The 22,047-nt window shown below is 68.6% G+C and carries 21 protein-coding genes; 4 read left to right on the top strand and 17 right to left on the bottom strand.

What is annotated here, in order from left to right:
• Nucleotides 1-7: 7 nt before the first annotated feature.
• The 4 genes from O9281_RS10715 to tsaD are packed head-to-tail and all read right to left on the bottom strand — an operon-like array spanning nt 8 to nt 4,249.
• On the bottom strand, nt 8-595 hold the full coding sequence (locus O9281_RS10715) for a hypothetical protein (RefSeq protein WP_298185498.1): 588 nt from the start codon (nt 593-595) through the stop codon (nt 8-10).
• Nucleotides 592-2,112, bottom strand: a complete 1,521-nt coding sequence (locus O9281_RS10710) for a lipopolysaccharide biosynthesis protein (protein ID WP_298185495.1) — start codon at nt 2,110-2,112, stop codon at nt 592-594. Before O9281_RS10710 ends, O9281_RS10715 begins: the two co-directional genes overlap by 4 nt.
• Nucleotides 2,109-3,113 carry an NAD(P)H-dependent glycerol-3-phosphate dehydrogenase gene (locus tag O9281_RS10705; protein WP_298185492.1) on the bottom strand — a complete coding sequence of 335 codons (1,005 nt, stop codon included), beginning with the start codon at nt 3,111-3,113 and terminating at the stop codon, nt 2,109-2,111. Before O9281_RS10705 ends, O9281_RS10710 begins: the two co-directional genes overlap by 4 nt.
• Nucleotides 3,110-4,249, bottom strand: coding sequence for a tRNA (adenosine(37)-N6)-threonylcarbamoyltransferase complex transferase subunit TsaD (gene tsaD / locus O9281_RS10700; RefSeq protein WP_298185490.1), 1,140 nt, complete (start codon nt 4,247-4,249; stop codon nt 3,110-3,112). Before tsaD ends, O9281_RS10705 begins: the two co-directional genes overlap by 4 nt.
• A 43-nt stretch (nt 4,250-4,292) precedes the next feature.
• Between tsaD and hemC the strand changes: the two genes are divergently transcribed.
• The 3 genes from hemC to O9281_RS10685 are packed head-to-tail and all read left to right on the top strand — an operon-like array spanning nt 4,293 to nt 6,870.
• Nucleotides 4,293-5,231 (top strand): hydroxymethylbilane synthase, encoded by a 939-nt coding sequence (gene hemC / locus O9281_RS10695; RefSeq protein WP_298185488.1) that lies wholly within the window; start codon nt 4,293-4,295, stop codon nt 5,229-5,231.
• Between the two features lie 5 nt (nt 5,232-5,236).
• Entirely contained in the window at nt 5,237-5,920 is a 684-nt protein-coding gene (locus tag O9281_RS10690) for a uroporphyrinogen-III synthase (RefSeq protein ID WP_298185485.1), read from the top strand.
• 41 nt (nt 5,921-5,961) lie between these two features.
• On the top strand, nt 5,962-6,870 hold the full coding sequence (locus tag O9281_RS10685) for a hypothetical protein (protein WP_298185482.1): 909 nt from the start codon (nt 5,962-5,964) through the stop codon (nt 6,868-6,870).
• On the opposite strand, the gene O9281_RS10680 is transcribed toward O9281_RS10685, so the two are convergent.
• Both O9281_RS10680 and O9281_RS10675 read right to left on the bottom strand, forming a co-directional pair.
• Nucleotides 6,867-8,078, bottom strand: a complete 1,212-nt coding sequence (locus O9281_RS10680; RefSeq protein ID WP_298185479.1) for an FAD-dependent monooxygenase — start codon at nt 8,076-8,078, stop codon at nt 6,867-6,869. The two genes, O9281_RS10685 and O9281_RS10680, sit on opposite strands and share 4 nt — an antisense overlap.
• 1 nt (nt 8,079) lies before the next feature.
• Nucleotides 8,080-9,777 carry an alkaline phosphatase family protein gene (locus tag O9281_RS10675; RefSeq protein WP_298185477.1) on the bottom strand — a complete coding sequence of 566 codons (1,698 nt, stop codon included), beginning with the start codon at nt 9,775-9,777 and terminating at the stop codon, nt 8,080-8,082.
• Between the two features lie 99 nt (nt 9,778-9,876).
• Between O9281_RS10675 and O9281_RS10670 the strand changes: the two genes are divergently transcribed.
• Nucleotides 9,877-11,931 (top strand): thioredoxin family protein, encoded by a 2,055-nt coding sequence (locus O9281_RS10670; RefSeq protein WP_298185474.1) that lies wholly within the window; start codon nt 9,877-9,879, stop codon nt 11,929-11,931.
• 141 nt (nt 11,932-12,072) lie between these two features.
• Here O9281_RS10670 and O9281_RS10665 read toward each other — a convergent pair whose 3' ends face one another.
• From O9281_RS10665 to ccoN, 11 genes are all read right to left on the bottom strand, one after another.
• Nucleotides 12,073-12,558, bottom strand: coding sequence for a hypothetical protein (locus O9281_RS10665; RefSeq protein WP_298185471.1), 486 nt, complete (start codon nt 12,556-12,558; stop codon nt 12,073-12,075).
• Nucleotides 12,559-12,665: 107 nt separating this feature from the next.
• A complete protein-coding gene (locus O9281_RS10660) occupies nt 12,666-13,979 on the bottom strand; it encodes a radical SAM protein (protein ID WP_298185588.1) in 1,314 nt (437 codons plus the stop codon).
• Between the two features lie 32 nt (nt 13,980-14,011).
• Nucleotides 14,012-14,263 carry a hypothetical protein gene (locus tag O9281_RS10655; RefSeq protein WP_298185468.1) on the bottom strand — a complete coding sequence of 84 codons (252 nt, stop codon included), beginning with the start codon at nt 14,261-14,263 and terminating at the stop codon, nt 14,012-14,014.
• Nucleotides 14,260-14,415, bottom strand: coding sequence for a cbb3-type cytochrome oxidase assembly protein CcoS (gene ccoS / locus O9281_RS10650; protein ID WP_298185466.1), 156 nt, complete (start codon nt 14,413-14,415; stop codon nt 14,260-14,262). Before ccoS ends, O9281_RS10655 begins: the two co-directional genes overlap by 4 nt.
• Entirely contained in the window at nt 14,412-16,469 is a 2,058-nt protein-coding gene (locus O9281_RS10645) for a heavy metal translocating P-type ATPase (protein ID WP_298185587.1), read from the bottom strand. The genes ccoS and O9281_RS10645 overlap by 4 nt, the downstream gene beginning before the upstream one ends.
• A 77-nt stretch (nt 16,470-16,546) precedes the next feature.
• The gene (locus tag O9281_RS10640; RefSeq protein WP_298185463.1) at nt 16,547-17,014 is read right to left on the bottom strand and encodes a FixH family protein; all 468 of its coding nucleotides are present in this window, start codon (nt 17,012-17,014) and stop codon (nt 16,547-16,549) included.
• Entirely contained in the window at nt 17,011-18,459 is a 1,449-nt protein-coding gene (gene ccoG / locus O9281_RS10635; RefSeq protein ID WP_298185460.1) for a cytochrome c oxidase accessory protein CcoG, read from the bottom strand. Before ccoG ends, O9281_RS10640 begins: the two co-directional genes overlap by 4 nt.
• Nucleotides 18,446-19,384 carry a cytochrome-c oxidase, cbb3-type subunit III gene (gene ccoP / locus O9281_RS10630; RefSeq protein ID WP_298185458.1) on the bottom strand — a complete coding sequence of 313 codons (939 nt, stop codon included), beginning with the start codon at nt 19,382-19,384 and terminating at the stop codon, nt 18,446-18,448. Before ccoP ends, ccoG begins: the two co-directional genes overlap by 14 nt.
• Nucleotides 19,374-19,550 (bottom strand): cbb3-type cytochrome c oxidase subunit 3, encoded by a 177-nt coding sequence (locus O9281_RS10625; protein ID WP_298185456.1) that lies wholly within the window; start codon nt 19,548-19,550, stop codon nt 19,374-19,376. Before O9281_RS10625 ends, ccoP begins: the two co-directional genes overlap by 11 nt.
• Nucleotides 19,547-20,323 (bottom strand): cytochrome-c oxidase, cbb3-type subunit II, encoded by a 777-nt coding sequence (ccoO, locus tag O9281_RS10620; protein WP_298185453.1) that lies wholly within the window; start codon nt 20,321-20,323, stop codon nt 19,547-19,549. The genes O9281_RS10625 and ccoO overlap by 4 nt, the downstream gene beginning before the upstream one ends.
• A gap of 14 nt (nt 20,324-20,337) precedes the next feature.
• Nucleotides 20,338-21,996 carry a cytochrome-c oxidase, cbb3-type subunit I gene (gene ccoN / locus O9281_RS10615; protein WP_298185451.1) on the bottom strand — a complete coding sequence of 553 codons (1,659 nt, stop codon included), beginning with the start codon at nt 21,994-21,996 and terminating at the stop codon, nt 20,338-20,340.
• Nucleotides 21,997-22,047 lie beyond the last annotated feature (51 nt).

Raw genomic sequence — 22,047 nt, 5'->3', positions numbered from 1 at the left:
AGGCGACCTAGACTTTCCCGAACTGCGCCTCGAACCCAGCGGTATCCCCGGCGGCGAGGAATTTGGCCTGTTCTACCCAGTTGTCCTTGGCCGGGCGGCCGGCGAAGGCGCCGAGTTTGGTATCGAGTTCGGTCAGGTCCGCCTCGGTCAGGGCGGCGATCTGGGCGAAGGTGGTGATGCCAAGTTCGGGCAGCAGCTTTTGCAGCTTGGGACCGAGGCCCTTGATCCGCGACAGGTCATCGGCGGTAGCGGGTGCAGGCGCAGGTTCAGGCGCGGGTGGCGGAGGCGCGGCCTCAACCGGTGCGGGCGCGGCTTCGACCGGCTCAGGAGTAGCGGCCGGAACCGGCGCAGGCGCAGGCGCAGGTTCAGGCTGCGGCTCGGGCGCAATCACCACCGGCTCGATCTTCGCCGCCGGGGGCGCGTCGATCAGCGCCTGGTTGCGCTGGGCCGGGCCGACGCCTTCGTCCAGCACGTCGGGCTTGTGGCTGCGCTCGCGCGGGGTGCCGGCGCGGCTGAACAGGAACCAGACCAGCATCAGCCCCGCAACCAGCGCGAGCGAGAACCAGATCAGGTTGGGATTCGACAGATCGATCATTGCTTGCCTTCCTGCGTGGCGTCAGTTTCCGAAGTGGCCGGTGCGCCGCCCACGTTCTTGCGGAACAGCACCCGGTCTTCCGGGCCAAAGCCCTTGTGCCAGATCACATAGCCATAAGTGAAGAGGATCGCGGGGATCCCGAACAGCAGTTCCGCCCATTCGGGCAGGAACGTGACCACCGCCCAGCCGACCAGCGTGGCCGGGGCCACCGCCCAGACCAGCGGCCAGCGGAACGGGTTGACCGGCGCCTGCATGATCCGCCCCAGCAGCCAGCCCTTGGCCAGCGAGGCAAAGGCCAGCGCCAGCATCAGCGCGCCCGCGGCAGCGGCGGCGGCGAACTTGTCACCCAGCGCCAGTTCGCGCACCAGCATGATCCCGCCGACAGTCAGCCCGGCCTGGAGAGCGATGGTGGCGAGCGAGAGCCACAGGTTCTTGAGCCGCGCGACATAGACCAGCGCCGCCTCGCTCACCACGGCCGTGGCGGCCACCACTTCGGCCAGCAGCAGGAATGCGAGCGCCCCGGTGCCGCCGACGAATTGCGGGCCGATCAGCCCCATCACGCCCTCGCCGGGGATCGCGAGGGCCAGGGCAATCCCGGCCTGGGCGGCGATGATCCAGAACCCGACCTGGTTGACCTGCGCCGCGATGGCCGCGTGGTTCCCTTCGCGCAGGTTGCGGGTGATGACAGGGCCAAGGATGGGCTCGAAACTGGTCTTGAGCTTCTGCGGCAGCGAGGCAACCTGCTGCGCCGCGTAATAGACCCCCACCGCCGTGGGCGAGGTGAAGAAGCCGAGCAGCGCGATGTCGAGCTTGCGCGTGCCCCATTCGACCAGGTCCGCGCCCGCCAGCGGCATCGACAGCAGCGCCAGCCGCCCGATCCGCAAGGGGTGCGGATACCAGTGGCGCGGCAGGCCATAAGTGCGGATCAGCGGCCAGAAAGCCACGACCAGCGCCGCCAGCTTGGCCAGGATGAACGAAAGGGCGAGGCCAGCGGCGGGGAGCACGAACAGGAACACCACCGCACCAATCGTCTGCACCCAGGGTTCGACCAGCGAGCGGGCGCGGACCGTGGCGGCGACGTTATAGCGATAGGCCAGGGCCGCCAGCGCCACGTCGGTCAGGGCATTGGCAACAATGGCGATCGGCAGCAGCCGGTCCCACTCGGTATACTGGCCGCTGGGGAACATTGGCGCCGGGAACAGGTACAACAGCGCTGCTACGGCCAGCGACAACATCAGCGTCATCAGCAGGCCATCGGCGACGATGTGGGCATCGTGCCGTCCATCCTCGCTGAGCCGTTGGGCCAGGCCCCGGCGCTGGCCGAGGACGCAAAGCTGCGAGATCAGTTCGACGATGACGAGAGCCGAGGCATAGCGCCCCAGCGCCTCCACCCCATAGAACCGCCCGGCGATGAACAGGAAGGGCGCGGTGCCGCCCAGCCGCAGTACGAAGCCCAGGAAATTGGTCCGCCCACCCTTGGCGAGGGCGGCGATGTCCTGATTGTCGTGATTGCTCATGCGCTCTCGCCTTCGGCGCGCAAGGGGCGGGAGAGGAGCTCGGCCACCACCTGCCGGGCTGGCGCTTCACCGGTGAGCAGGCGGCACACCGCATTGACGATCGGCAGGTCGAGCCCGGCCCGCGCGGCAAGATCGGCCAGCACCGGTGCGGTCGCCGCGCCTTCCGCGACCGAGGACTTGCCGGCCAGTGCCTGTTCGGCGCTCTGCCCTTCGCCCAGCGCCTTGCCGAGCGCGAAGTTGCGGCTGGAAGTGGAGGAGCAGGTCAGCACCAGGTCGCCGAGGCCGCACAACCCCGCCAGCGTTTCCGCCCGCGCGCCGCGCGACAGGCCGAACCGGGTCATCTCGGCATAACCCCGCGCGATCAGCGCCGCGCGGGCGTTCTGGCCCAGCCCCAGCCCGTCGACCACGCCGCAGGCAATCGCCAGCACGTTCTTCACCGCCCCGCCGATTTCGGCCCCGATCACGTCATCCGAATAATAGGGCCGCAGTGTCGGGCGCGAGAGCGCCGGAGCCAGCCGCTGCCATTGCGCCTCACCCCCGGCACAGGCCAGGGTCACGGCGGTGGGAAGGCCGGCGGCAACTTCATGGGCAAAGGTCGGGCCTGACAAGACCGCAATTTCCGCTCCCGGCAGCGCAGCCTGCGCCACATCGGCCATCAGCCGCCCGGTGCCCGCCTCGATCCCCTTGGCGCAGAGCACCAGGTCTTGCGGCGGCTGGCCCAGTCCGGCGAGCACCCGGCCAAGGTGCTGCGCGGGCACGACCGCAAGCAGAACCGGCAGGGCTGCCATATCACCAATCTGGTTCGTGGCTTTAATAGATCGCGCTAATTCGGCACTTGGCAGGAATAACGGGTTACGGTGCTGGGTATTGACCGCCTCGACCACGTCCGGCTCGCGCGCCCAGAGTCGCACCGCCGTGCCATCGCTGGCCAGCGCCTGGGCCAGCGCCGTGCCCCAGGCCCCGCCGCCCAGTACGCCGATTGTGGCGGCGTGTGCCGTCATGCCTTCACCCCCGCCCCGCGCACCGGTGCGGCATCGGGATCGAGCGGCCAGCGCGGGCGCGCGGCAATGTCGAGCGGATCGGGCGCAAATTCGGCCAGGGCCAGCCGTTCCTGCCCGGCCCAGGCGATCATCGCGGCATTATCCGTGCACAGCGCCAGTGGCGGGGCAACGAACGGCAGACCGAACTGCGCCGCCAAGGCTTCCAGCCCGGCGCGGATTGTCTGGTTGGCGGCCACGCCCCCGGCCACGACCAGCGCGGTCAGCCCCTCGCTGCCTTCCAGCGCGCGGCGGGTCCGGTCGATCACGCAATCGAGCGCGGCCTGCTGGAAGGCGGCGGCAATATCGGCGTCGGTATAGGTCGGGCGCGGCGGCTGGCCTTCGACAAGCTCAGGCCGAACGGACTGGGGATTGCCCGCCTTCTCTGTTCGTGCTGAGCCTGTCGAAGCACCATTCTCCACCATCGCCTGCTTGGCCCGCAAAACCGCGCTCTTGAGGCCAGCAAAGGAAAAATGCGGTTCGGCGCTGCCCAGCAAGGGGCGCGGCAGGGTCACGGCTTTCGGATCGCCCTCGCGCGCCAGCCGTTCCACCGCCGGACCGCCGGGAAAGCCCAGGCCCAGGATCTTCGCGGTCTTGTCGAATGCCTCCCCCAGCGCATCGTCGATCGTGGTAGCAAGGCGGCGGTACTGGCCGACTCCGTCCACGCGCAGCACCTGGCAATGCCCGCCGGAGACCAGCAGCAGCAGATAGGGGAATTGCAGCGCCGGATCGGCCAGCCGGGGCGACAACGCATGGCCCTCAAGATGGTTGACCGCAATCAGCGGCTTGTCAGCGGCCATGGCCAGCGCCTTGGCCGTGACCAGGCCGACCATCACCCCGCCGATCAGGCCGGGACCGGCCGTGGCGGCAATGGCATAGACATCGTCCAGCGTCATCCCGGCGTCGGCCAGCACGGCTTCCACCAGCGGTGCGATCCGTTCGGCATGGGCGCGAGCGGCAATTTCGGGAACAACGCCGCCATAGGGGCGGTGGGCATCGTCCTGCGAGGCGATCCGCTGCGCCACGATCCGGCGCTCGCCATCGACCAGCGCGGCGGCCGTTTCGTCGCAGGACGATTCAATTCCGAGGACAATCCCCATCGCGGCTTTCCTCTAGCCTGATTGCGCATTAGCACAAGCGCCCATGCCTGACCGTCCACTGCGCCTTGGTACCCGTCGTTCCCCCCTCGCCATGGCCCAGGCCCATGAAGCGCGCGATCGGCTGCAAGCGGCCCATCCCGATCTGGCGATCGAGATCGTCCCCGTGTTGGCGAGCGGCGACAAGGTGCAGGATCGCCCGCTGGCCGAAATCGGTGGCAAGGCGCTTTGGACCAAGGAACTGGATGCCTGGCTGCTGGCGGGCGAAATCGACCTGGCAGTCCATTCGGCCAAGGACGTCGAAACGCTGCGCCCGGCCGAGATCGCCATCACCGCCGTGCTGCCCCGCGCCGACGTGCGCGACGTGCTCGTCCTTCGACAAGCTCAGGATGAGCGGGGCTTGAGCGGCCTCGCCGCCCTGCCGCCCGGCGCGCGGATCGGCACTAGCGCGCCGCGCCGCGCGGCCCAGGCGCTGCATGCCCGGCCTGACTGTAGGATCGTGCTGTTCCGCGGCAATGTCGCGACACGCCTCGGCAAGCTGGAAGCGGGCGAGGCCGACGCCACCCTGCTCGCCGCCGCCGGGCTGGAGCGGCTGGGCGAGACCGGGATCGGCACACCGCTCGATCCGCTGGACTGGCTGCCTGCCCCGGGTCAGGGCGCCATTGCCATCGAATGCCGCGCCCGCGATGCCGTCACCCGCGATCTCGTGGCCGCGATCGATCACGGCCCAAGCCATTCCGCGCTGCAGGCCGAGCGTGGCTTGCTCGCCGCGCTGGGCGGCAATTGCCACAGCCCGATTGCCGCGCTGACCGAGCATGGCGACAATGCGCTGCTGCTGCGCGCCGCCTTGTTCAGCCCCGATGGGGCGCACCGGGTGGATGGTGCGCTGAGCTTCCCACCCGGTGACCCGCAGGGGCCGGTGCGGCTGGCCCGGCAGTTACTCGATGCCGCCCCGCCAGCCGTGCGGGAACATTTCGCAGGATAGTGCCGATGCTGCCATTGATCGTGATCCGACCCGAGCCTGGCTGCACCGCAACGGTGAGCGCAGCGCGCGCGGCGGGGCTCGATCCGCATGGCTTTCCCTTGTTCGCGGTGGTCGCGCGCTCGTGGCAGGCCCCGCCGCCCGACCAGTTCGATGCATTGCTGCTGGGCAGCGCCAATGCCCTGCGCGCCGCCGGGCCAGGCCTTGCCGCGCTGCGCCACCTGCCGGCCTATTGCGTGGGCGAGACCACTGCGGCGGCCGCGCGCGAAGCTGGCCTCAGCGTTGCCGCGACCGGCCGGGGCGGCTTGCAAGGCGCGCTGACGCTGCTGGCATCGGAGCACCGCAGTCTGCTACGTCTGGCCGGTGAGGAGCGCGTGCCGCTGACCCTGCCCGATGGCGTCACCATGACCGAGCGCGTAGTCTATGCCAGCCGCCCCCAGCCGATGCCGCCGGAACTGGCCGCGCTGCTGGCCCGGCCCGCGCTGGTCGCGCTGCATTCGGGCGAGGCCGCCCATCACTTTGCCGCCGAATGCGTGCGGCTGGGGCTGCGCCGGGCGCTGCATTCGCTCTGCGTGCTGGCCCCGCGCGTTGCCAGCGCCGCAGGACCAGGCTGGCGCGAGGTGGCCGTAGCAGCCGAAGCCAGCGATGCCGCGCTGCTGGCCTTGGCCCGGCAGATGTGCCAAGAACCGTAAGAGAACAGGGTAACAGCCCCGCAACCGGGTCAGACTGAAGCATGGACGAAGACTATCTCTCCCGCCGCCGCGCCGCCTCTTCGGGTGTCTCCATGCGCGCGGTACTGGGCACCAGCCTGCTGGCCTTCATCGGTGGGGCCGCTCTGATCGGCTGGCTGGCCTGGGATGGCAAGCTGCAGTTTGGTCCCGATTTTGCCCAGCCGGCCGCGAGCGCACCCGCCGCCGTAACCGGCCCGCTGCCCAAAGCCGTGCCCGCGCCCAGCGCCAGCCCGGCACTGGAAGCCGTGGCCGGGGGCATGGACCAGCGGATCGCCGCGCTGGAACAGCGGCTGGCCCGGATCGACCTGCAAGCGGCTGCCAGCGAAGGCAATACCGCCCGCGCCGAGGCCCTGCTGGTCGCCCTCGCCGCACGGCGCGCGATCGAACGCGGGGTGCCGCTGGGTTACCTCGAAGACCAGTTGAAGCTGCGCTTCGGCGATGCCCAAGCCAATGCCGTGACCACCGTGATTGAAACCGCACGCCGCCCGGTCACGCTCGACCGGCTGGCTGGCGGGCTCGATGCCCTGGCCCCGGCCCTGCTCGGCACCCCGCCCAACGAGGGCGGCTGGGATCGCTTTACCCGCGAACTGTCGGGCCTGTTCGTCATCCGCCGCGGCGATGCCACCTCCGCCCGGCCGGATGACCGGCTGGACCGGGCACGGCTGATGCTGCGTTCCGGCCAGGTCGAGGGGGCACTCGACGAGGTGCAGCGCCTGCCCGGCGCGGCCCTGGCCAATGACTGGAGCGCCGAGGCCCGGCGCTATGCCGCCGCGCAAAAGGCGCTCGACCTGATCGAGACTGCCGCGCTGCTTGAACCGGAAAAGCTGAAGGATGCGACCGGCGCGCAGGTTCGCCAGCCGGGACCGGGTGCGCCGCCGGCAACCGACGCCGAGCCGCTGCGGGCGCTTTAGGCCCTGAGCAGCCTCGGCAGGTCGCCCGACATGCCGCGCGCTTCGTCCATGAAGAAGCGCTTGAGCCAGCCCGAACGCTGCACCGCGCCCATGCCCAGCCGCCGGATCGCGCTGGGCAGGCGGCCGGGGATCGCAAACAGGCGATTGATCGCATCGGTCGCAAAACCGACCGAGAAGCTGTCAACCGAGCGCCAGCGTTCATAGCGCGACAGCAGCTGGGCATCGCCCGGCTCCAGGCCGAGCCGCATGCCGTCGGTCAGCACCTCGACCAAGGCGCCGACATCGCGCAGGCCCAGGTTCAGGCCCTGCCCAGCGATGGGATGGATCCCGTGGGCGGCATCGCCAATCAGCACGAGGCGATGATCGACGATCCGCGGCGCGCGGTGGAAGTTGAGCGGATAGCTCATCCGCGGCGCGGCCAGTTGCAGCGCGCCGAACATCCCGCCCATGTGGCGGTCAACCTCGGCGAGGAACATCCCCTCGGGCATGGCCAGCACCCCGGCAGCATCCTTTTCCGCAACGGTCCAGACCAGGGCCGAGCGGTGCTTGCCGCCTTCGTCGAGCAGGGGCAGCAGGGCGAAGGGACCGGCAGGATAGAAGATTTCCCATGCGACGTTCTCGTGCGACTTCTCGTGGTACAGCGCGGTGACGATGGCGCGGTGGTGATAGTCCCACTTGGCCTTGGCCAGCCCTGCTTCCTCGCGGGTGGGGGATTGCCGTCCTTCGGCCGCGATCAGCAGGCCGCCGGTCAGCTCCGCGCCATTGTCCAGCACCACGCGCACGCCGTGCGCCCCGCGCTCACGCTCCACGGCCTCCGCCCCGGAATGCCAGGCAATCGGGCTTTCGGCCCGCGCCGCCTCGAACAGGGCCACGCGGATATCGCGGTTGGCATACATCCGGCCGAGGCTGCCATCCTCGGCCCCCGGCTGGAAATCGATCCGGCCGGGCTTCATCTGGTCGGTCACCGCGATGGCATCGATCGGACAGCCCAGCGGGGCCAGCTTGTCGGCCAGGCCGATATTGGCGAACAGGTTCCAGCTGGCGGTCGAAATGGCCGAGGCACGGCCATCGGCACCTTCGGCGGTGAGCTGTTCGGGGGTGGCCTTGTCCACCACGTGGCTGGTGATCCCCTGGCGCGCGGCGGCCAGGGCCAAGGTCATGCCGACCAGCCCGCCGCCGAGGATCACAAGGTCGCGCCGTTCGCTCATCCTACTTCACCCGCTCGCAGCTGTTGCCGGCCCCGGCATCGAGATCGAGGCAACGCCCGTCAAAGACCCCGTCGCTGACCTTGAGGCCAAGCTGCGCAGCCAGGGTGGGCGCGATATCGACCGTTTCGATCGGGTTGGGCTGTTCGAACCCGGCCATGCCCTTGCGCCAGAACAGGATCGGCACGCGCCGGTCATAGTCCCAGACGCTGCCATGGGTGGCGACATAGGCCCCGGGCATTGGCTCCGGGATCGGAGTGATGGCGCGATCGAGCAGCACCACGACATCGCCCGACCGTTCAGCCATGAACGAGGCGCGGGCGCGCTCGCGGATCGTCCAGTCCTGGGGATTGCCGGTCGGCATCGGCGTGGCAGCTAGGTCCGCGGCGGTGTAAACGGCGGCGACCTGGGGGTGATAGCGGGTCAGGTTGACCAGTTCGCGGACCACCTTGGCCTTGGCCTCGCCGGTGATCGCGGCGTTGACATACATGTCGCCGAACGGGCCATCACCATAGATCAGCGGGCCTTGCGGCGCGGCAATGCCGGTGCGGCGGGTGATCTCGACCCCAAGGGCCGCCGGCATCAGTGCCTTGTCGGCCCGCGCCGCGCCCGGCAGCGCCTGCTGGCGCAGCCGTTCGGGCGCATCGTGGCCGCCATGGTCGGCGGTCAGCACCACCATGTAATCGATCTTGCGCGCATCGAGCGCGGTGAACAGCCGACCTAGATTGCGGTCAAGCTCGGCCAGCTGGATGCACATTTCCACCCCTTCGGTGCCAACCGCATGGCCAATGTAATCGCTGGCCGAGAGGCTGACCGACAGCACATCGGGCACGGCGCCCTGGCCCAGCTTCAGCTGATCGACCAGCCCCAGCGCCAGGTCCACCGTTGCCCCGTCCATCCGGGGCGAGACCCGCAGCATGTCCGGCTTGGCCCCCTTGGGCAGGGCGAAGCGGAACGTGCCGACGCTGCCATTGCCGATCGCCACGGCCCGGTCGCGTGCGCCGCACCAGACCGGAACCTTGAGCGCCGGGGCGCCCTTGGCCAGCAGGGCCGCAGCAGCGGCATTGGCGCGCTGCGCGGCTGGGGACAGCTCGCGCCCCTTGAAGGTGGTGAAGCCGCTGCCTTTCCACCAATAGCCCGCGTCGATCTGGTGCCCGCCCATCATCACCACGGCGCGGTCCTTGGCCGAAACGGCGACATTGCGGGTGGCGGGATTGGCGCGCTTCATCATCTCGCCCAGGGTCGGCACCTTCAGCAGATTGGCCGAAACCACCGGTTCGCGCGAAGTGCTGGCCGGATCGGACAGGTCTTCGGAACAATAGATCTTCTTGTCAGCCCGGGCGATGCGCGGATCGAACCAGTTGTTGGCGATGATCCCGTTGCGGGCCGGCCGTACACCGGTCAGGATCGTGGAATGGCCGGGGCAGGTCTCGGTCGCGGCGTGCGACTGGTATCCCGATGGGAACACTGCCCCGCCCAGCAGGCGAGCAAAGCCATCGGTGAAGTGCTCACGGTACTGGGCGAAGAGATCGGACGAGAGCTGATCGATAGACACGGCCAGCACCAGCTGCGGGCCCGGCCGATCCACTTGCGCGGGGGCCGTCGCAGCGGCGGCAGGCGCGGCCTCCTGCGCTTGAGCCGGAGCAACAATCGCAAGCCCCAGAGCGGCGGTGGCAAGCAGGCTGGCGAAGGTGCGACGCATGGGTGAATCCTTGCTTTGGGCGCTGAAATCGGCAAGGCCCTGATGGCGCTGCGAGGGCGCGAGTGCAAGGCCTGCCAAAGGCCAAGGAGCAAGTAATCGATGCTGCGTTTCGCCAAGTGGCTTGCCGGGTTGTTCCAGCTCGCCGCACTGATGCTGGCTGCGCTGCTGGCTGCACCACTGGCGGCCCGCGAAACCAACATTTCCGCCACCCTGCTGGCCGAAGGCAGCGCCATGCCGGGCGGCACGGTGACCCTGGCCATCGACATGAAGCCCGCGCCCGGCTGGCACGGCTATTGGCTCAATCCCGGCGATGCCGGCCAGGGCATGACGCTGGACTGGACCTTGCCGCCCGGCCGCAAGGTCGGTGCGCTGCAATATCCGGTGCCCGCCACGCTGACCATCGCGGGGCTGATGAACCACGTATACAAGACCGAATATGCCGTGCTGACCAGCTTCACCGTTCCGGCCACCGCCCGACCGGGTGACGTGCTGGAGCTGACGGCGCGCGGGCGCTGGCTGGCCTGCACCGACGAGATCTGCGTGCCCGAGGAAGGCGAACTGGCCACCAAGGTAACGGTGGGCCAGCCGGGCGCAGCCGATGCCCGGTTTGACCGCTGGCGCGCGGCCCTGCCCGCGCCGCTTGGCAGCCCGGCCCGGTTTGCCTTTTCAGGCGGAAAGCTGCGGGTGGCGATCCCGCTACCGGCCGCGCTCAAGGTCGCCAGCCCGCACCTGTTCCTTTCGACCGAGCGGGTCGTGGACTACGCCGCGCCCCAGGCCTTCTTCCGCCAGGGCGATCTGCTGGTGGCCGAACTGCCCGTGGCAAAGTTCGCGCCGGAACAGCCCGATGCAATCGAGGCCGTGCTGCGGCTGAACCCGAATGGCGACGGCGTGATCATTGCCGCCGCGCCCGGTGCGGTGCCGACCGGCGGCGAGCCGCTGCAAGTGGCGGGCGAGGCCCCGGCCACCCCGGCGCTGGGCTGGCTGCTGCTGGCGGCCCTGGCGGGCGGATTGCTGCTCAATGTGATGCCCTGCGTTTTCCCGATCCTCAGCCTCAAGGCGCTGAGCCTGGCCCGCGCGGGCGAGAGCCAGGCCCAGGCGCGGGCCGAGGGATTGGCCTATACCGCCGGGGTCGTGGTCGCCTCTCTCGCGCTGGGCGGGCTGCTGCTGGGCCTGCGCGCTGCGGGCCAGGAGGTGGGCTGGGCCTTCCAGTTGCAGGAACCACTGGTGGTGGCCGCGCTGCTGCTGCTAGCCGTGGCGATCACCGCCAACCTGCTGGGGCTCTACGAATTCATGGTGCCTGGCTTTGCCAGCGAGGGTTCGCCGCAGGGCGCCTTCGCCACCGGACTGCTGGCTGCCTTTGCCGCCACGCCCTGCACCGGGCCGTTCATGGCTGCCGCGATGGGCGCGGCGCTGCTGCTGCCGGTCGGCCCCGCCCTGCTGCTGTTCGGCGCGCTGGGGCTGGGGATTGCCCTGCCCTTCCTGGCGATTGCCTGGGTCCCCGCCCTGCGCCGCCGCCTGCCCAAACCCGGGCCGTGGATGGGCCGGTTCCGCCGCTGGATGGCCCTGCCGATGGGGCTGACCGCGCTGGCCCTCGCCTGGTTGGCCAGCCGGATCGGCGGCAATGGCTTTGCCTTCGCCCTGACGCTGCTGGCCGTGATCGTGGTTGCCGCGCTGGTCCTGCTGGGCCGCCGCCAGCGCCATGGGCTGGCCGCCGGGGCGCTGTGGTGGGGCGCGCTGGCTGCTGTGCTGGGCCTGTCCGCGCTGGGCCTGCCGGGCATGGTCCGCGCGCCGGAAGCCAGCGCCGAAGCCAGCCTACTCGATGCCCAGCCGTTCAGCGAACAGGCGCTGGCGCGGGTGCGGGCCAGCGGCAAGCCGGTCTTCGTCTACATGACCGCGGACTGGTGCCTGTCCTGCAAGGTCAACGAGCGGGTCGCGATCGAGCGCGAGCCGACCCGCGATGCCTTTGCCAAGGCCGGGGTGATCGTGCTGCGCGGGGACTGGACCCGCCGCGATCCGGAAATCACCCGCTTCCTGACCGCCCAGGGCGCGGCCGGTATCCCGCTTTACCTGTGGTATCCTGCTGGCGGCGGCGCACCACAGCAATTGCCGCAGGTGCTGGGGCCGGACAGCCTGGTGAAATTGGCGGATAATTGACCGCGATCAATGCACATTAGCGAAAGGTGATTCACAAGGGAGATCAGTCGGACACCGCAGGGTTTCCGGCGCAGGTTCTCCCCACCTGGAGCGGCTGTGCAACTGCATCAGCCGCTCATTTTTTGGCGCTGGCGCGGGGCGTTAGCCGCGGCGGCGAAGCCAGACCACTTGCGCTGCATAGCCAACCACGAACAGCGCGAGGAACAGGAGGTAGAACCCGCGCAGCAACGGGTCGTCGAACCGGTCAACCACCGGATCGCCCACCGGCAGCCGGCGCAGGCCATCGGTAATCGCGGGGATCATGTGGAACAGCAGCGTGCCCGAAAAGCACAACGCCTGAAGGTAAGCTGCAAACTTCGCCAGCAGCGGGATCCGCATGACGATGAAGCCGCCCGCCAGCGCCAGCAGCGTCAGCACGGCCAGGGCATGCGCCGGGCCAAAACCGGTGCCCTGGTTGTAGATCATCAGCGCGGTTGCCGCCGCGATGAAGGTGCAGGCCAGATAGATTCGCCCCGAGCGCTGCCCCGGCGTGATCACCTTGTACTTCGCCAGGGCAACGACCCCGGCCAGGATGGCGATGATCGCGATGATCGTGTGAAACCAACCCAACAGTGTGATCGGCGGCATGGCGAAGTCCCCTCCTTGGCTGGCAACGCGGCAGGCGCGTTGTCCAGGATTCGCCATATCTATGCGTTATTTAGGCCTGTCGCGCAAACGGACGGCCGGGCGGCCCTTCAGACTGCCGAGCTGAAGCGGCGGACGGAATCCTGGCGATAGGGATCGAACAGCGCGGCGATGCTGCGGGCATAGGGCAGCGCGCCGGGTTCCAGCCGCAGCTTGCCGTCGACCACGCTGGCCAGCCCGCGTTCGACAAAGGGCACCAGCCGTCCGGCCACTTCCCCGGCCAGATCGGCGTCGATCCGGGCCTCGCCCCGGCAAAGCAGTCCCTCGATCACGGCGGCGCGGCGCTGGTCATCGGCGCTGCGACGGATGCCGTGAGCGGCGGGTAGCCGATCCTGCGAGAGCAGCATGCGATAGCGCCCGGCGTTCTTCTCGTTCTGCCACAGGATATCCGGCAGGCAGGTAATCGCCGAGGCGCCAAGGCCGACCAGCGAGGCTGCCTGATCATCGGTAAAGCCCTGGAAATTGCGCCGCAGGGTGCCGCCTTGGGCGGCGCGGGCCAGCGGATCGCCGGGCCTGGCAAAATGATCGAAGCCCACCGGCACATAGCCCTCCGCCAGCAGCAGGGCATGGCCGAAGGCCGCCATGGCAAAGCGCGCCGCCTGATCGGGCAGGGCGCTGTCATCGATCCGGCGCTGGCGCGGGATCAGATGCGGCACGTGGGCATAGCCGAACAGGGCGATCCGGTCCGCCCCCAGTTCCACCGTGCGGCGCAGGGTGGCTTCCAGATCGTCGAGGCTCTGGCCCGGCAGGCCGTACATCAGGTCGAAATTGAGCGAGGTGACCCCCGCATTGCGCAGCATATCGGTACCGCGCGCGATCAGCACATCGTCCTGCACCCGGCCAATCGCGGCCTGGAGGTGCGGGGCGAAGGTCTGCACGCCCATCGAGGCATGGCTGACGCCAACCCAACCGAGCACATCGGCCCAGTCGCGCGTCAGGGTGCGCGGGTCGATCTCGATCGACCAGACCGGCTCCTCCAGCGCGACGTGCAGCGTCAGCGCATCGACCAGCCGGACGAAATCGGTCGGCGCAATGGCATTGGGGCTACCCCCGCCAAACGATACGCGGCGGACGGAAACGCGGCCATCCAGCCGCACCCCGGTCAGCGCGATATCGCGGTGCAGCGCATCAAGATAGCTGGCCAGGCGCTGGCGGCGGTTGGCAGCCCCCGTGTTGCAGCCGCAATACCAGCAGATCTGTTCGCAGAACGGCACGTGGACATAGAGCGAGACATCGCCCGCAACCCTGCGCAGGGCGGCGTCGGCATCGGCCGCTCCCACCCCGTCCCCAAATTCGGCGGCAGTCGGAAAGCTGGTGTAGCGCGGCACCGGAACAGAGAGCAGATCGGGATAGTACGGCCACATGCCGCGGTTATGCGGCGGTGGCACCGGCGGCGTCATTGCGCTGGCTCAAGAAACGGCAAGACACCGCGTTTGCGCGAGGTTCCGCCGTGGCAACCCTTGGCGCATTCGCGGCTGTCGCCGCCCTGGCCGGAGCCTTCGCCGCCCGTGGGAATCGCCACCAGCCGGGTCTGCCCATCGCCCGTGCAGATCGGCACCAGCAGGCGCTCGCCAGCGAAGGCAGGGGCGGCGTGGAGCGCGGCAGGCATGATTGCCAGCAGGGCAAAAAGGCGGATGGCGCGGCTCATGCCGGGCGGTCATCCTCCTCGTCGATCAGGATCCGCGCGGCGGCCCCGTCAAGATCCTCGAACTGGCCGCGCTTCAGCGCCCAGAAGAAGGTGACGAGGCCCAGGAGGCCCAGCCCCAGCGCCACCGGGATCAGGACGACGAGCCCGTTCACCGCGCCGCTCCATAAAGCCGCAACGAATTGGCGATGACGATCAGCGAGCTGGTCGACATGGCAATGGCGGCGATCAGCGGCGTGACATAACCGGCCATGGCCAGCGGCACGGCCAGGGCATTGTAGCCAATGGCGAGGACGAAGTTCTGCTTCACCACCGCCATGGTCCGGCGGGCGGCGCGCACCCCGCGCGGCAGGGCCAGCAGCGAATCGCCCAGGAACACGAGGTCCGCCGCCTGCCGCCCGGCATCGCTGGCCGATCCCGGCGCGATCGAGGCATTGGCCGCAGCCAGCGCCGGCCCATCGTTCAGCCCGTCCCCGGCCATTAGCACCTTGTGCCCCGCGGCCTGCAGGCGGGCGATAGCGGCCTGCTTGTCGACCGGGCTGGCCCCGGCTTGGGCGGTGAGGCCCGTGGCGCGCGACACCTCGGCCACGGCCCCGGCATTGTCGCCCGACAGGATCGTCGCCTCGATCCCCAGCGCCTTGAGTTCGGCCAAGGCCTGTTCGGCATCGGGCCGCAGCCGGTCGGCAAAGGCAATAAGCCGGACCGGACGGTCGCCGATCACCAGCGCCGTCGCAATGCCGCTGGCGCTGTCCGGGCGGCGCAGGGCTACGGCCTGCCCTTGCCAGGTGGCCAGCACGCCGCGTCCGGGCTCCTCGGTCACATCGGTGAGCACGGCAGCCTCGTATCCGGCGGCGCCCAGCGCTTCAGCGAGCGCCCGCGACAGGGGATGGCGGCTGTGCGAGGCCAGCGCGAGGGCCACGGCGGCCTCCTCGGCTCCCAGCGCGGCCAGGCTCGCCGGATCGGGCAAGGGGCGACCCAGGGTCAGGGTGCCGGTCTTGTCGAGCAGGGCGCGGTCGATGCTGGCGAGCCGTTCCAGCGCCGCGCCATCCTTGACCATGATCCCGGCGCGCATCAGCGCCCCGCTGGCCACCACTTGCGCCACCGGCACGGCCAGGCCCAACGCGCAGGGGCAGGTGATGATCAGCACGGCAATCGCGATCACCAGCGACTGGTGCAGGCCCAATCCGGCAATCAGCCAGCCAGACAGCGTCACGGCTGCGAGGGTATGGACCGCCGGGGCATAGAGCCGCGAGGCCCGGTCCGCGATCCGCACATAGCGGCTGCGCACTTGCCCAGCGGACTCCATCAGCCGGGCGATCTCGGCCAGCGAGGTATCGGCCCCGGCGGCGGTCACGGTCACGTCCACCGGCGCATCGAGGTTGAGCGTCCCGGCGTGAACCGGATCGCCCGGTCGCATCATCACGGGGGCGCTTTCGCCGGTCAGCAGCGACTGGTCGAACTTGCTCTGCCCGGTGGCGATGGTGCCATCGGCAGCCAGCCGTTCCCCGGCAGCAACCCGCATCACCATGCCCGGCACCAGATCGCGCGCCGCCACCCATTCGATGGCGCCCGTCCGGCCCACAACCATCGCCCCCGGCGCAGCCTGGCGCAGCAGGGCATCGACCCCGGCCCGCGCCCGATCCCGCATCATGGCATCAAGCACGCGGCCCGCGAGCAGGAACAGCAGCAGCATCAACGTGCCATCGAACCAGGCATGCTGGCCGCCCATTGCCGTCTCGTACAGGCTCAGGCCCGTGGCGGTGACGACCCCGATTGAAATCGGCACGTCCATATTGGTGCGCCAGTGGCGCAGCGCCGCCCAGGCCGAAGTGAAGAACGGCATGCCCGCATAGACAATCGCGGGAACCCCGATCATGGCCGACAGCCAGTGGAACAGGTGCTTGGTCGATCCATCAGCGCCCGACCAGATGCTGACCGACAGCAGCATGACATTCATGCAGGCAAAGCCCGCGACGGCCAGCGGGGCCAGCAGCGGCTTGACCGCCGAAGGCGGCGGCGCGAGCTCTTCCCCGCGCGGCTGGCTGGCGAACCCGGCCTCGGCCAGGGCGGCGACCAGCGCCGGTTCGCGCACGGCGGGATCGTGCTCGACCCGCACCTGCCGCGCGGTCAGGTTGACCCGCGCGGCATGGACGCCGGGCAATCCGCCAAAGGCCCGTTCCACCTTGGCCATGCAACCGGCGCAGTGCATCCCCGGCACGACCAGCACGGTCGAATCCAGCGGAGCGGCGCTGGCCCGCAGGGCTTCGGTCAGGGGCGCAGGGGCGTTCACCGGATTTCCTGCTCGTCGCGATAGACCTTGTCGCCTTGCCGCACTTCAAAGCGGACCATCCAGCGCCCGGCGGGCAGCGGGGCAGCCGAAATGAAGCTGCCATCGGCAGCGGGGGCCAGGTTCAGTTCCTGCTCGGGGGCGCGGCCCAGCGGGTGACGGGCGCGGGCGATCACGCCCAACCCCTCGCCCGAAGCCCCGGCCACCTGCACCGCCACCCGGCCATCGGCCAGGCGGCTGACCACTGGGGTCCAACCCAGCTTCTTCTGCTCGCGCGCTGCGGCCAGCCAGCCGTTGTACTTCTGGCTGGCGACATAGGAGTTCTTCACCACCACCCCGCCGAAGGTCGAGCTGGCGAAACTGGCCATGGTGAAGTTCACCGCCATGATCACGCCGAAGAACACCACGAAGATCGCGGCCACTTTGCGGCCGGTCAGTTCGCCGGGTTCTGAAGTCTTGCTGGTCATTGGCCATCCTCCGGCGCGTCAAAGCGCGTTTCACCGCGATCGCCGCCGCCGTCGCGATCCTGCGCGGCGAGAGCGAACACGAAATCCTGCTGGGCGGTCCCTTCCGGCGCGACGACATAGACCCGGACCGGCTTGGTCTGATCGGCCGGAACGGTGAAATCGAGCCGCCGCGCGGCGCGGTCCTGGCCCATCTCGTCAGTCCACATTCTGGCCCCCGGCAGCCCTTCCAGCGTGACCGACATTGGCCGCGGGCGGGCTTCCATGTTGCGCAGCTTGATCGTGTAATCGTTGCGCACGTCGCCATTGGACAGCAGCAGGAAGGGCGGGTTGCGATCCTTCGCCACGGTCAGGTCGATCCGCTCGCGCGTGCCGAGCGCGAACAGCAGCGCCACGCCGATGGCGGCCCAGACGCCGAAATAGGCGAAGGTGCGCGGGCGCAGCACGGTCTTCAGGATCGAGCGGCGCTCACCCCCGGCCCGCTCGTGCTCGCAGTCTTCCAGCGTGGCATAGTCGATCAGCCCGCGCGGGCGGCCGATCTGGCCCATCACCGTATCGCAGGCATCGATGCACAGGCCGCAGGTGATGCAGGCAATGTCCGGCCCGTTGCGGATGTCATAACCGGTCGGGCAGACGGCCACGCACTGGTTGCAATCGATGCAGTCGCCGATCCCACCAGGGTTCTTTTCGCGGGCCTTGACCGAGCCGCGCGGTTCGCCGCGCCAGTCCTTGTAAGTGACGATCAGGCTGCTTTCATCGAGCATCGCCGTCTGGATGCGCGGCCAGGGGCACATGTAGATGCAGACCTGTTCGCGCATGAAGCCGCCGAAAATGAAGGTCGTGGCGGTCAGCACTGCGACCGTCGCATAGGCCACCGGCGCGGCCTGCCCGGTCCAGAAATCGACCGTCAGCGTGGGCGCATCGGCAAAGTACATGATCCACGCACCGCCGGTCCAGAAACTGATCGCGAGATAGATCGACCACTTCAGGCCGCGCTTGAAGACCTTGGTCGCGCCCCACGGCGCGGCTTCAAGCCGCAATTGCGCGTTGCGATCGCCATCAATCAGGCGGTCAACATGCTGGAACAGGTCGGTCCAGATCGTCTGCGGGCAGGAATAGCCGCACCAGGCGCGGCCAAAGGCGCTGGTGATCAGGAACAGCCCGATCCCGGCCATGATCAGCAATCCGGCCACGAAATAGAACTCGTGCGGCCAGATCTCGATCGAGAACATGTAGAAGCGGCGGTTGGCCAGATCGACCAGCACCGCCTGGTCCGGGGCGTGCGGGCCCCGGTCCCAGCGCAGCCACGGCGTGGCGTAGTAGATCGTCAGGGTAACAACCAGCATCAGCCACTTGAAGCGGCGGAAGGGGCCGTCCATCACCTTGGGAAAGACGGCCTCTCGCGGAACGTAATGGGGGGCAGAGCCCGCCGGTTCAGTCTTGGCCATTACCCGCCCCTGCGGCCGGAGCCGCCGCCGCTGCAGCAGCAGCGGCAACCGGAGCGGGGGCGAAATCCTCGCCGCCGCCGAGCGAGTGGACATAGGCCGCCAGCATCTTGATCGTCACCGGATCAAGCTTGTCGTTCCAGGCCGGCATCACCCCGGCACGGGCCTTGTAGATGCTGGCTTCCACCTGTTCGCGCTTGCCGCCGTAAAGCCAGATCGCGTCCGACAGGTTCGGCGCGCCGAACTGGCGCAGGCCCTTGCCGTCCGGGGCGTGGCAGGTGGCGCAATTGTTGGCGAACAGTTCCGCGCCGCGCGCATTGGCCGGACCCTTGCCGCTGAGCGACAGGACGTGATCGGTGACTGCGGCGATATCGGCTGCGGGGAGGATCCCGTCCTTGCCGAAGCTCGGCATCAGGCTCTGGTGCGTGGCATCGTTGCCGGGGTGGCGGATGCCGTTGATCAGGGTGTATTCGATTTCCTGCAGGTTGCCGCCCCACAGCCAGTCATCATCGCGCAGGTTGGGATAGCCGGTGCTGCCCGCCGCCCCGCTGCCGTGGCACTGCACGCAGTTGACGCGGAAGGCCGCGCGGCCACCCTCGATCGCGGCGCGCATCAGTTCGGGCTTGCCGGGCAGTTCGGTGATTGGCGTCGTTGCCAGGGCGGCGAGCGTCGCTGCGCGACGCGCCTCCTCGGCCTTCAGTTCGCCCGCCAGCTGGCCGCGGCTGGACCAGCCCCACAGGCCTTCGGTGGCCCGGTTGACCATCGGCCAGGCCGGGTAGACGATCACATAGCCGATCGAGAACACGATCGTCGCGTAGAGCGTCCACAGCCACCAGCGCGGCAGGGGGTTGTTGAGTTCCTCGATCCCGTCCCAGCTGTGGCCGACGGTTTCAATCCCGGTTGCTTCATCGATGCGCTTATTCGCCATCGCCGTCATCCTTGAAGATCATGGTCTTGGCCGCCTGGTTGGCGGAGCGGGCGCCTGGCCGGAATGGCCAGAGCACGAGGACGAGGAAAGTCACCGTAAGCATGACCAGTCCCCAGCTGTCGGCAAAGTGCCGCAGCGTCTCGTAAGTGGAGTGGGGTTCGCTCACCGGCCCTTCTCCTTGGCCAGTTCCTCCTGCGCCTTGGCGCTGTTCACATCGACCAGCGTGCCAAGGACCTGGAGATAGGCCACCAGCGCGTCCATTTCGGTCAGCCGGTCGGGCTGGCCATCAAAATCGCGGACCTGGGCCTTGGGGTAACGCTTGTTCAGATCGGCGGCATCGCCCATCGGATCGGCCTGGGCCTTGAGATCGGCATCGGCCTTGTCGAGCTGTTCCTTCGTGTAAGGCGTGCCGGCCCGGTACAGCGCGGTCAGATCGGCCTTGATATTGGCCGTGTCGAGATCGCGCTTCGCCAGGAAGGCATAGCCGGGCATGATCGATTCCGGCACCACGGCGCGCGGATCGATCAGGTGCTGGACGTGCCATTCATCCGAATAGCGCCCGCCCACGCGCGCCAGGTCCGGCCCGGTGCGCTTCGAACCCCACTGGAACGGCCGATCGTACATCGATTCCGCCGCCAGGCTGTAGTGTCCGTAACGCTCCACCTCGTCGCGGAAGGGGCGGATCATCTGGCTGTGGCAGACATAGCACCCTTCGCGGACATAGATGTCGCGCCCGGCCTGTTCGAGCGGGGTGTGGGGACGCATCCCCTCCACCTTCTCGATCGTGTTGTCGATCCAGAACAGCGGGGCGATTTCCACGATCCCGCCGATCGTCACCGCCGCGAAGGCGGCCAGGCCGAACACCGCGACATTGCGCTCCATCTTCTTGTGGCGGCCCCAATCTTCCTTGGGGGCGGCGTCATTTGCTTGTGCAGTCATGGTCTCTGGCCCCCTTATTCGGCCGGAACGGCAGTGAGCGGACGGTCGGCGGCGGGATCGTGCTTCGGCTGGTAGAGCGGCAGCTCATCCCGCAGGCGGCCGGCGATGGTCTGCCAGACGTTGTAGGTCATCACCCCCGCGCCGATCAGGAACAGGCCGCCGCCAAAGGCGCGCAGCAGGTACATCGGGTGCAGCGCGGCGACCGTTTCGACGAACGAGTTCACCAGGTAGCCATCGGCGCCATATTCGCGCCACATCAGGCCCTGGGTGATCCCCGCCACCCACATCGAGGAAGCGTAGAACACGATCCCCAGCGTCGCGAGCCAGAAGTGCCAGTTGACCATCCGCAGCGAATAGAGCCGTTCACGCCCCCACAGCCGCGGGACCAGGAAGTAGATGCACGAGAAGGTGATCATCCCGTTCCAGCCCAGCGCGCCGGAATGGACGTGGCCGATGGTCCAGTCGGTATAGTGCGAGAGCGAGTTGACGCTCTTCACGCTCATCATCGGGCCTTCGAAGGTGCTCATGCCATAGAAGGCCAGCGCGAGGACCATCATGCGGATGATCGGATCGGTGCGGACCTTGTCCCAGGCGCCGTTGAGCGTCATCAGGCCGTTGATCATCCCGCCCCAGCTGGGCATCCACAGCATGACCGAGAACACCATGCCCAGCGTCTGCGCCCAGTCGGGCAGCGCCGTGTAGTGGAGGTGGTGCGGACCCGCCCAGATGTAGAGGAAGATCAGTGACCAGAAGTGCAGGATCGACAGGCGATAGGAATAGACCGGACGCTGGGCCTGCTTCGGCACGAAGTAATACATCATGGCGAGGAAGCCGGCGGTCAGGAAGAAGCCCACCGCGTTGTGGCCATACCACCACTGCACCAGCGCGCCCTGGACCCCGGCCCAGAGCGGATAGCTCTTGGAACCGAACAGGCTGACCGGCACGTTCATGTTGTTGACCACGTGAAGCATGGCCACGGTCAGGATGAACGAGAGGTAGAACCAGTTGGCGACGTAGATATGCGGTTCGGTCCGCTTGACGAGCGTGCCGACGAAGACCGCGAGATAGGCCAGCCAGACGATCGTCAGCCACAGGTCGACGTACCATTCGGGCTCGGCATATTCCTTGCCCTGGCTGATGCCGAGCAGATAGCCGCTCGCCGCCAGGACGATGAACAGCTGGTAGCCCCAGAAGACGAAGCGGGCGAGGCCGGGGAAGGCCAGCCTCGCCCGGCAGGTGCGCTGCACCACGTAGAACGAGGTGGCAATCAGCGCGCTGCCTCCGAAGGCGAAGATCACGGCCGAGGTGTGCAGCGGCCGCAGGCGCCCGAAGCTGGTCCATTCAAGGCCCAGGTTGAGCACCGGGAAGGTCAGCTGCAGGGCTATCACCAGCCCGACCAGGAACCCGGCCATGCCCCAGAACACCGTGGCGATCACGCCGAACCGGATCAGGTCGTCATCATACCGCGTCTGGTCATCCGGCAGGCGCAGGATTCCGCGCGCGGCCGCGTGGAAATCGGTGGTGCGCAGCGAGATGACCAGGCCGATCAGCGCCGCCAGGGCAAAGATGCCCATGTGGACGGCAAAGCCCCAGTCGATCGCCTTGGCCATGGCAACGGTCGAGATAAACAGCGCGGCGAGCCACCAGCCGCTTCGGGAAACTACGGATTCCATGAGCCTTCCCTCTCAGGAAATGTCAGATAGGATCGTGCCTGCCCGCCCCGC

It is taken from the genome of Novosphingobium sp. (assembly GCF_027531025.1).
In the GTDB taxonomy this organism is placed as follows: Bacteria; Pseudomonadota; Alphaproteobacteria; order Sphingomonadales; family Sphingomonadaceae; genus Novosphingobium.
The sequence above is the reverse complement of the archived record's forward strand: the minus strand, read 5'-3'. Positions and strand labels throughout refer to the sequence as shown.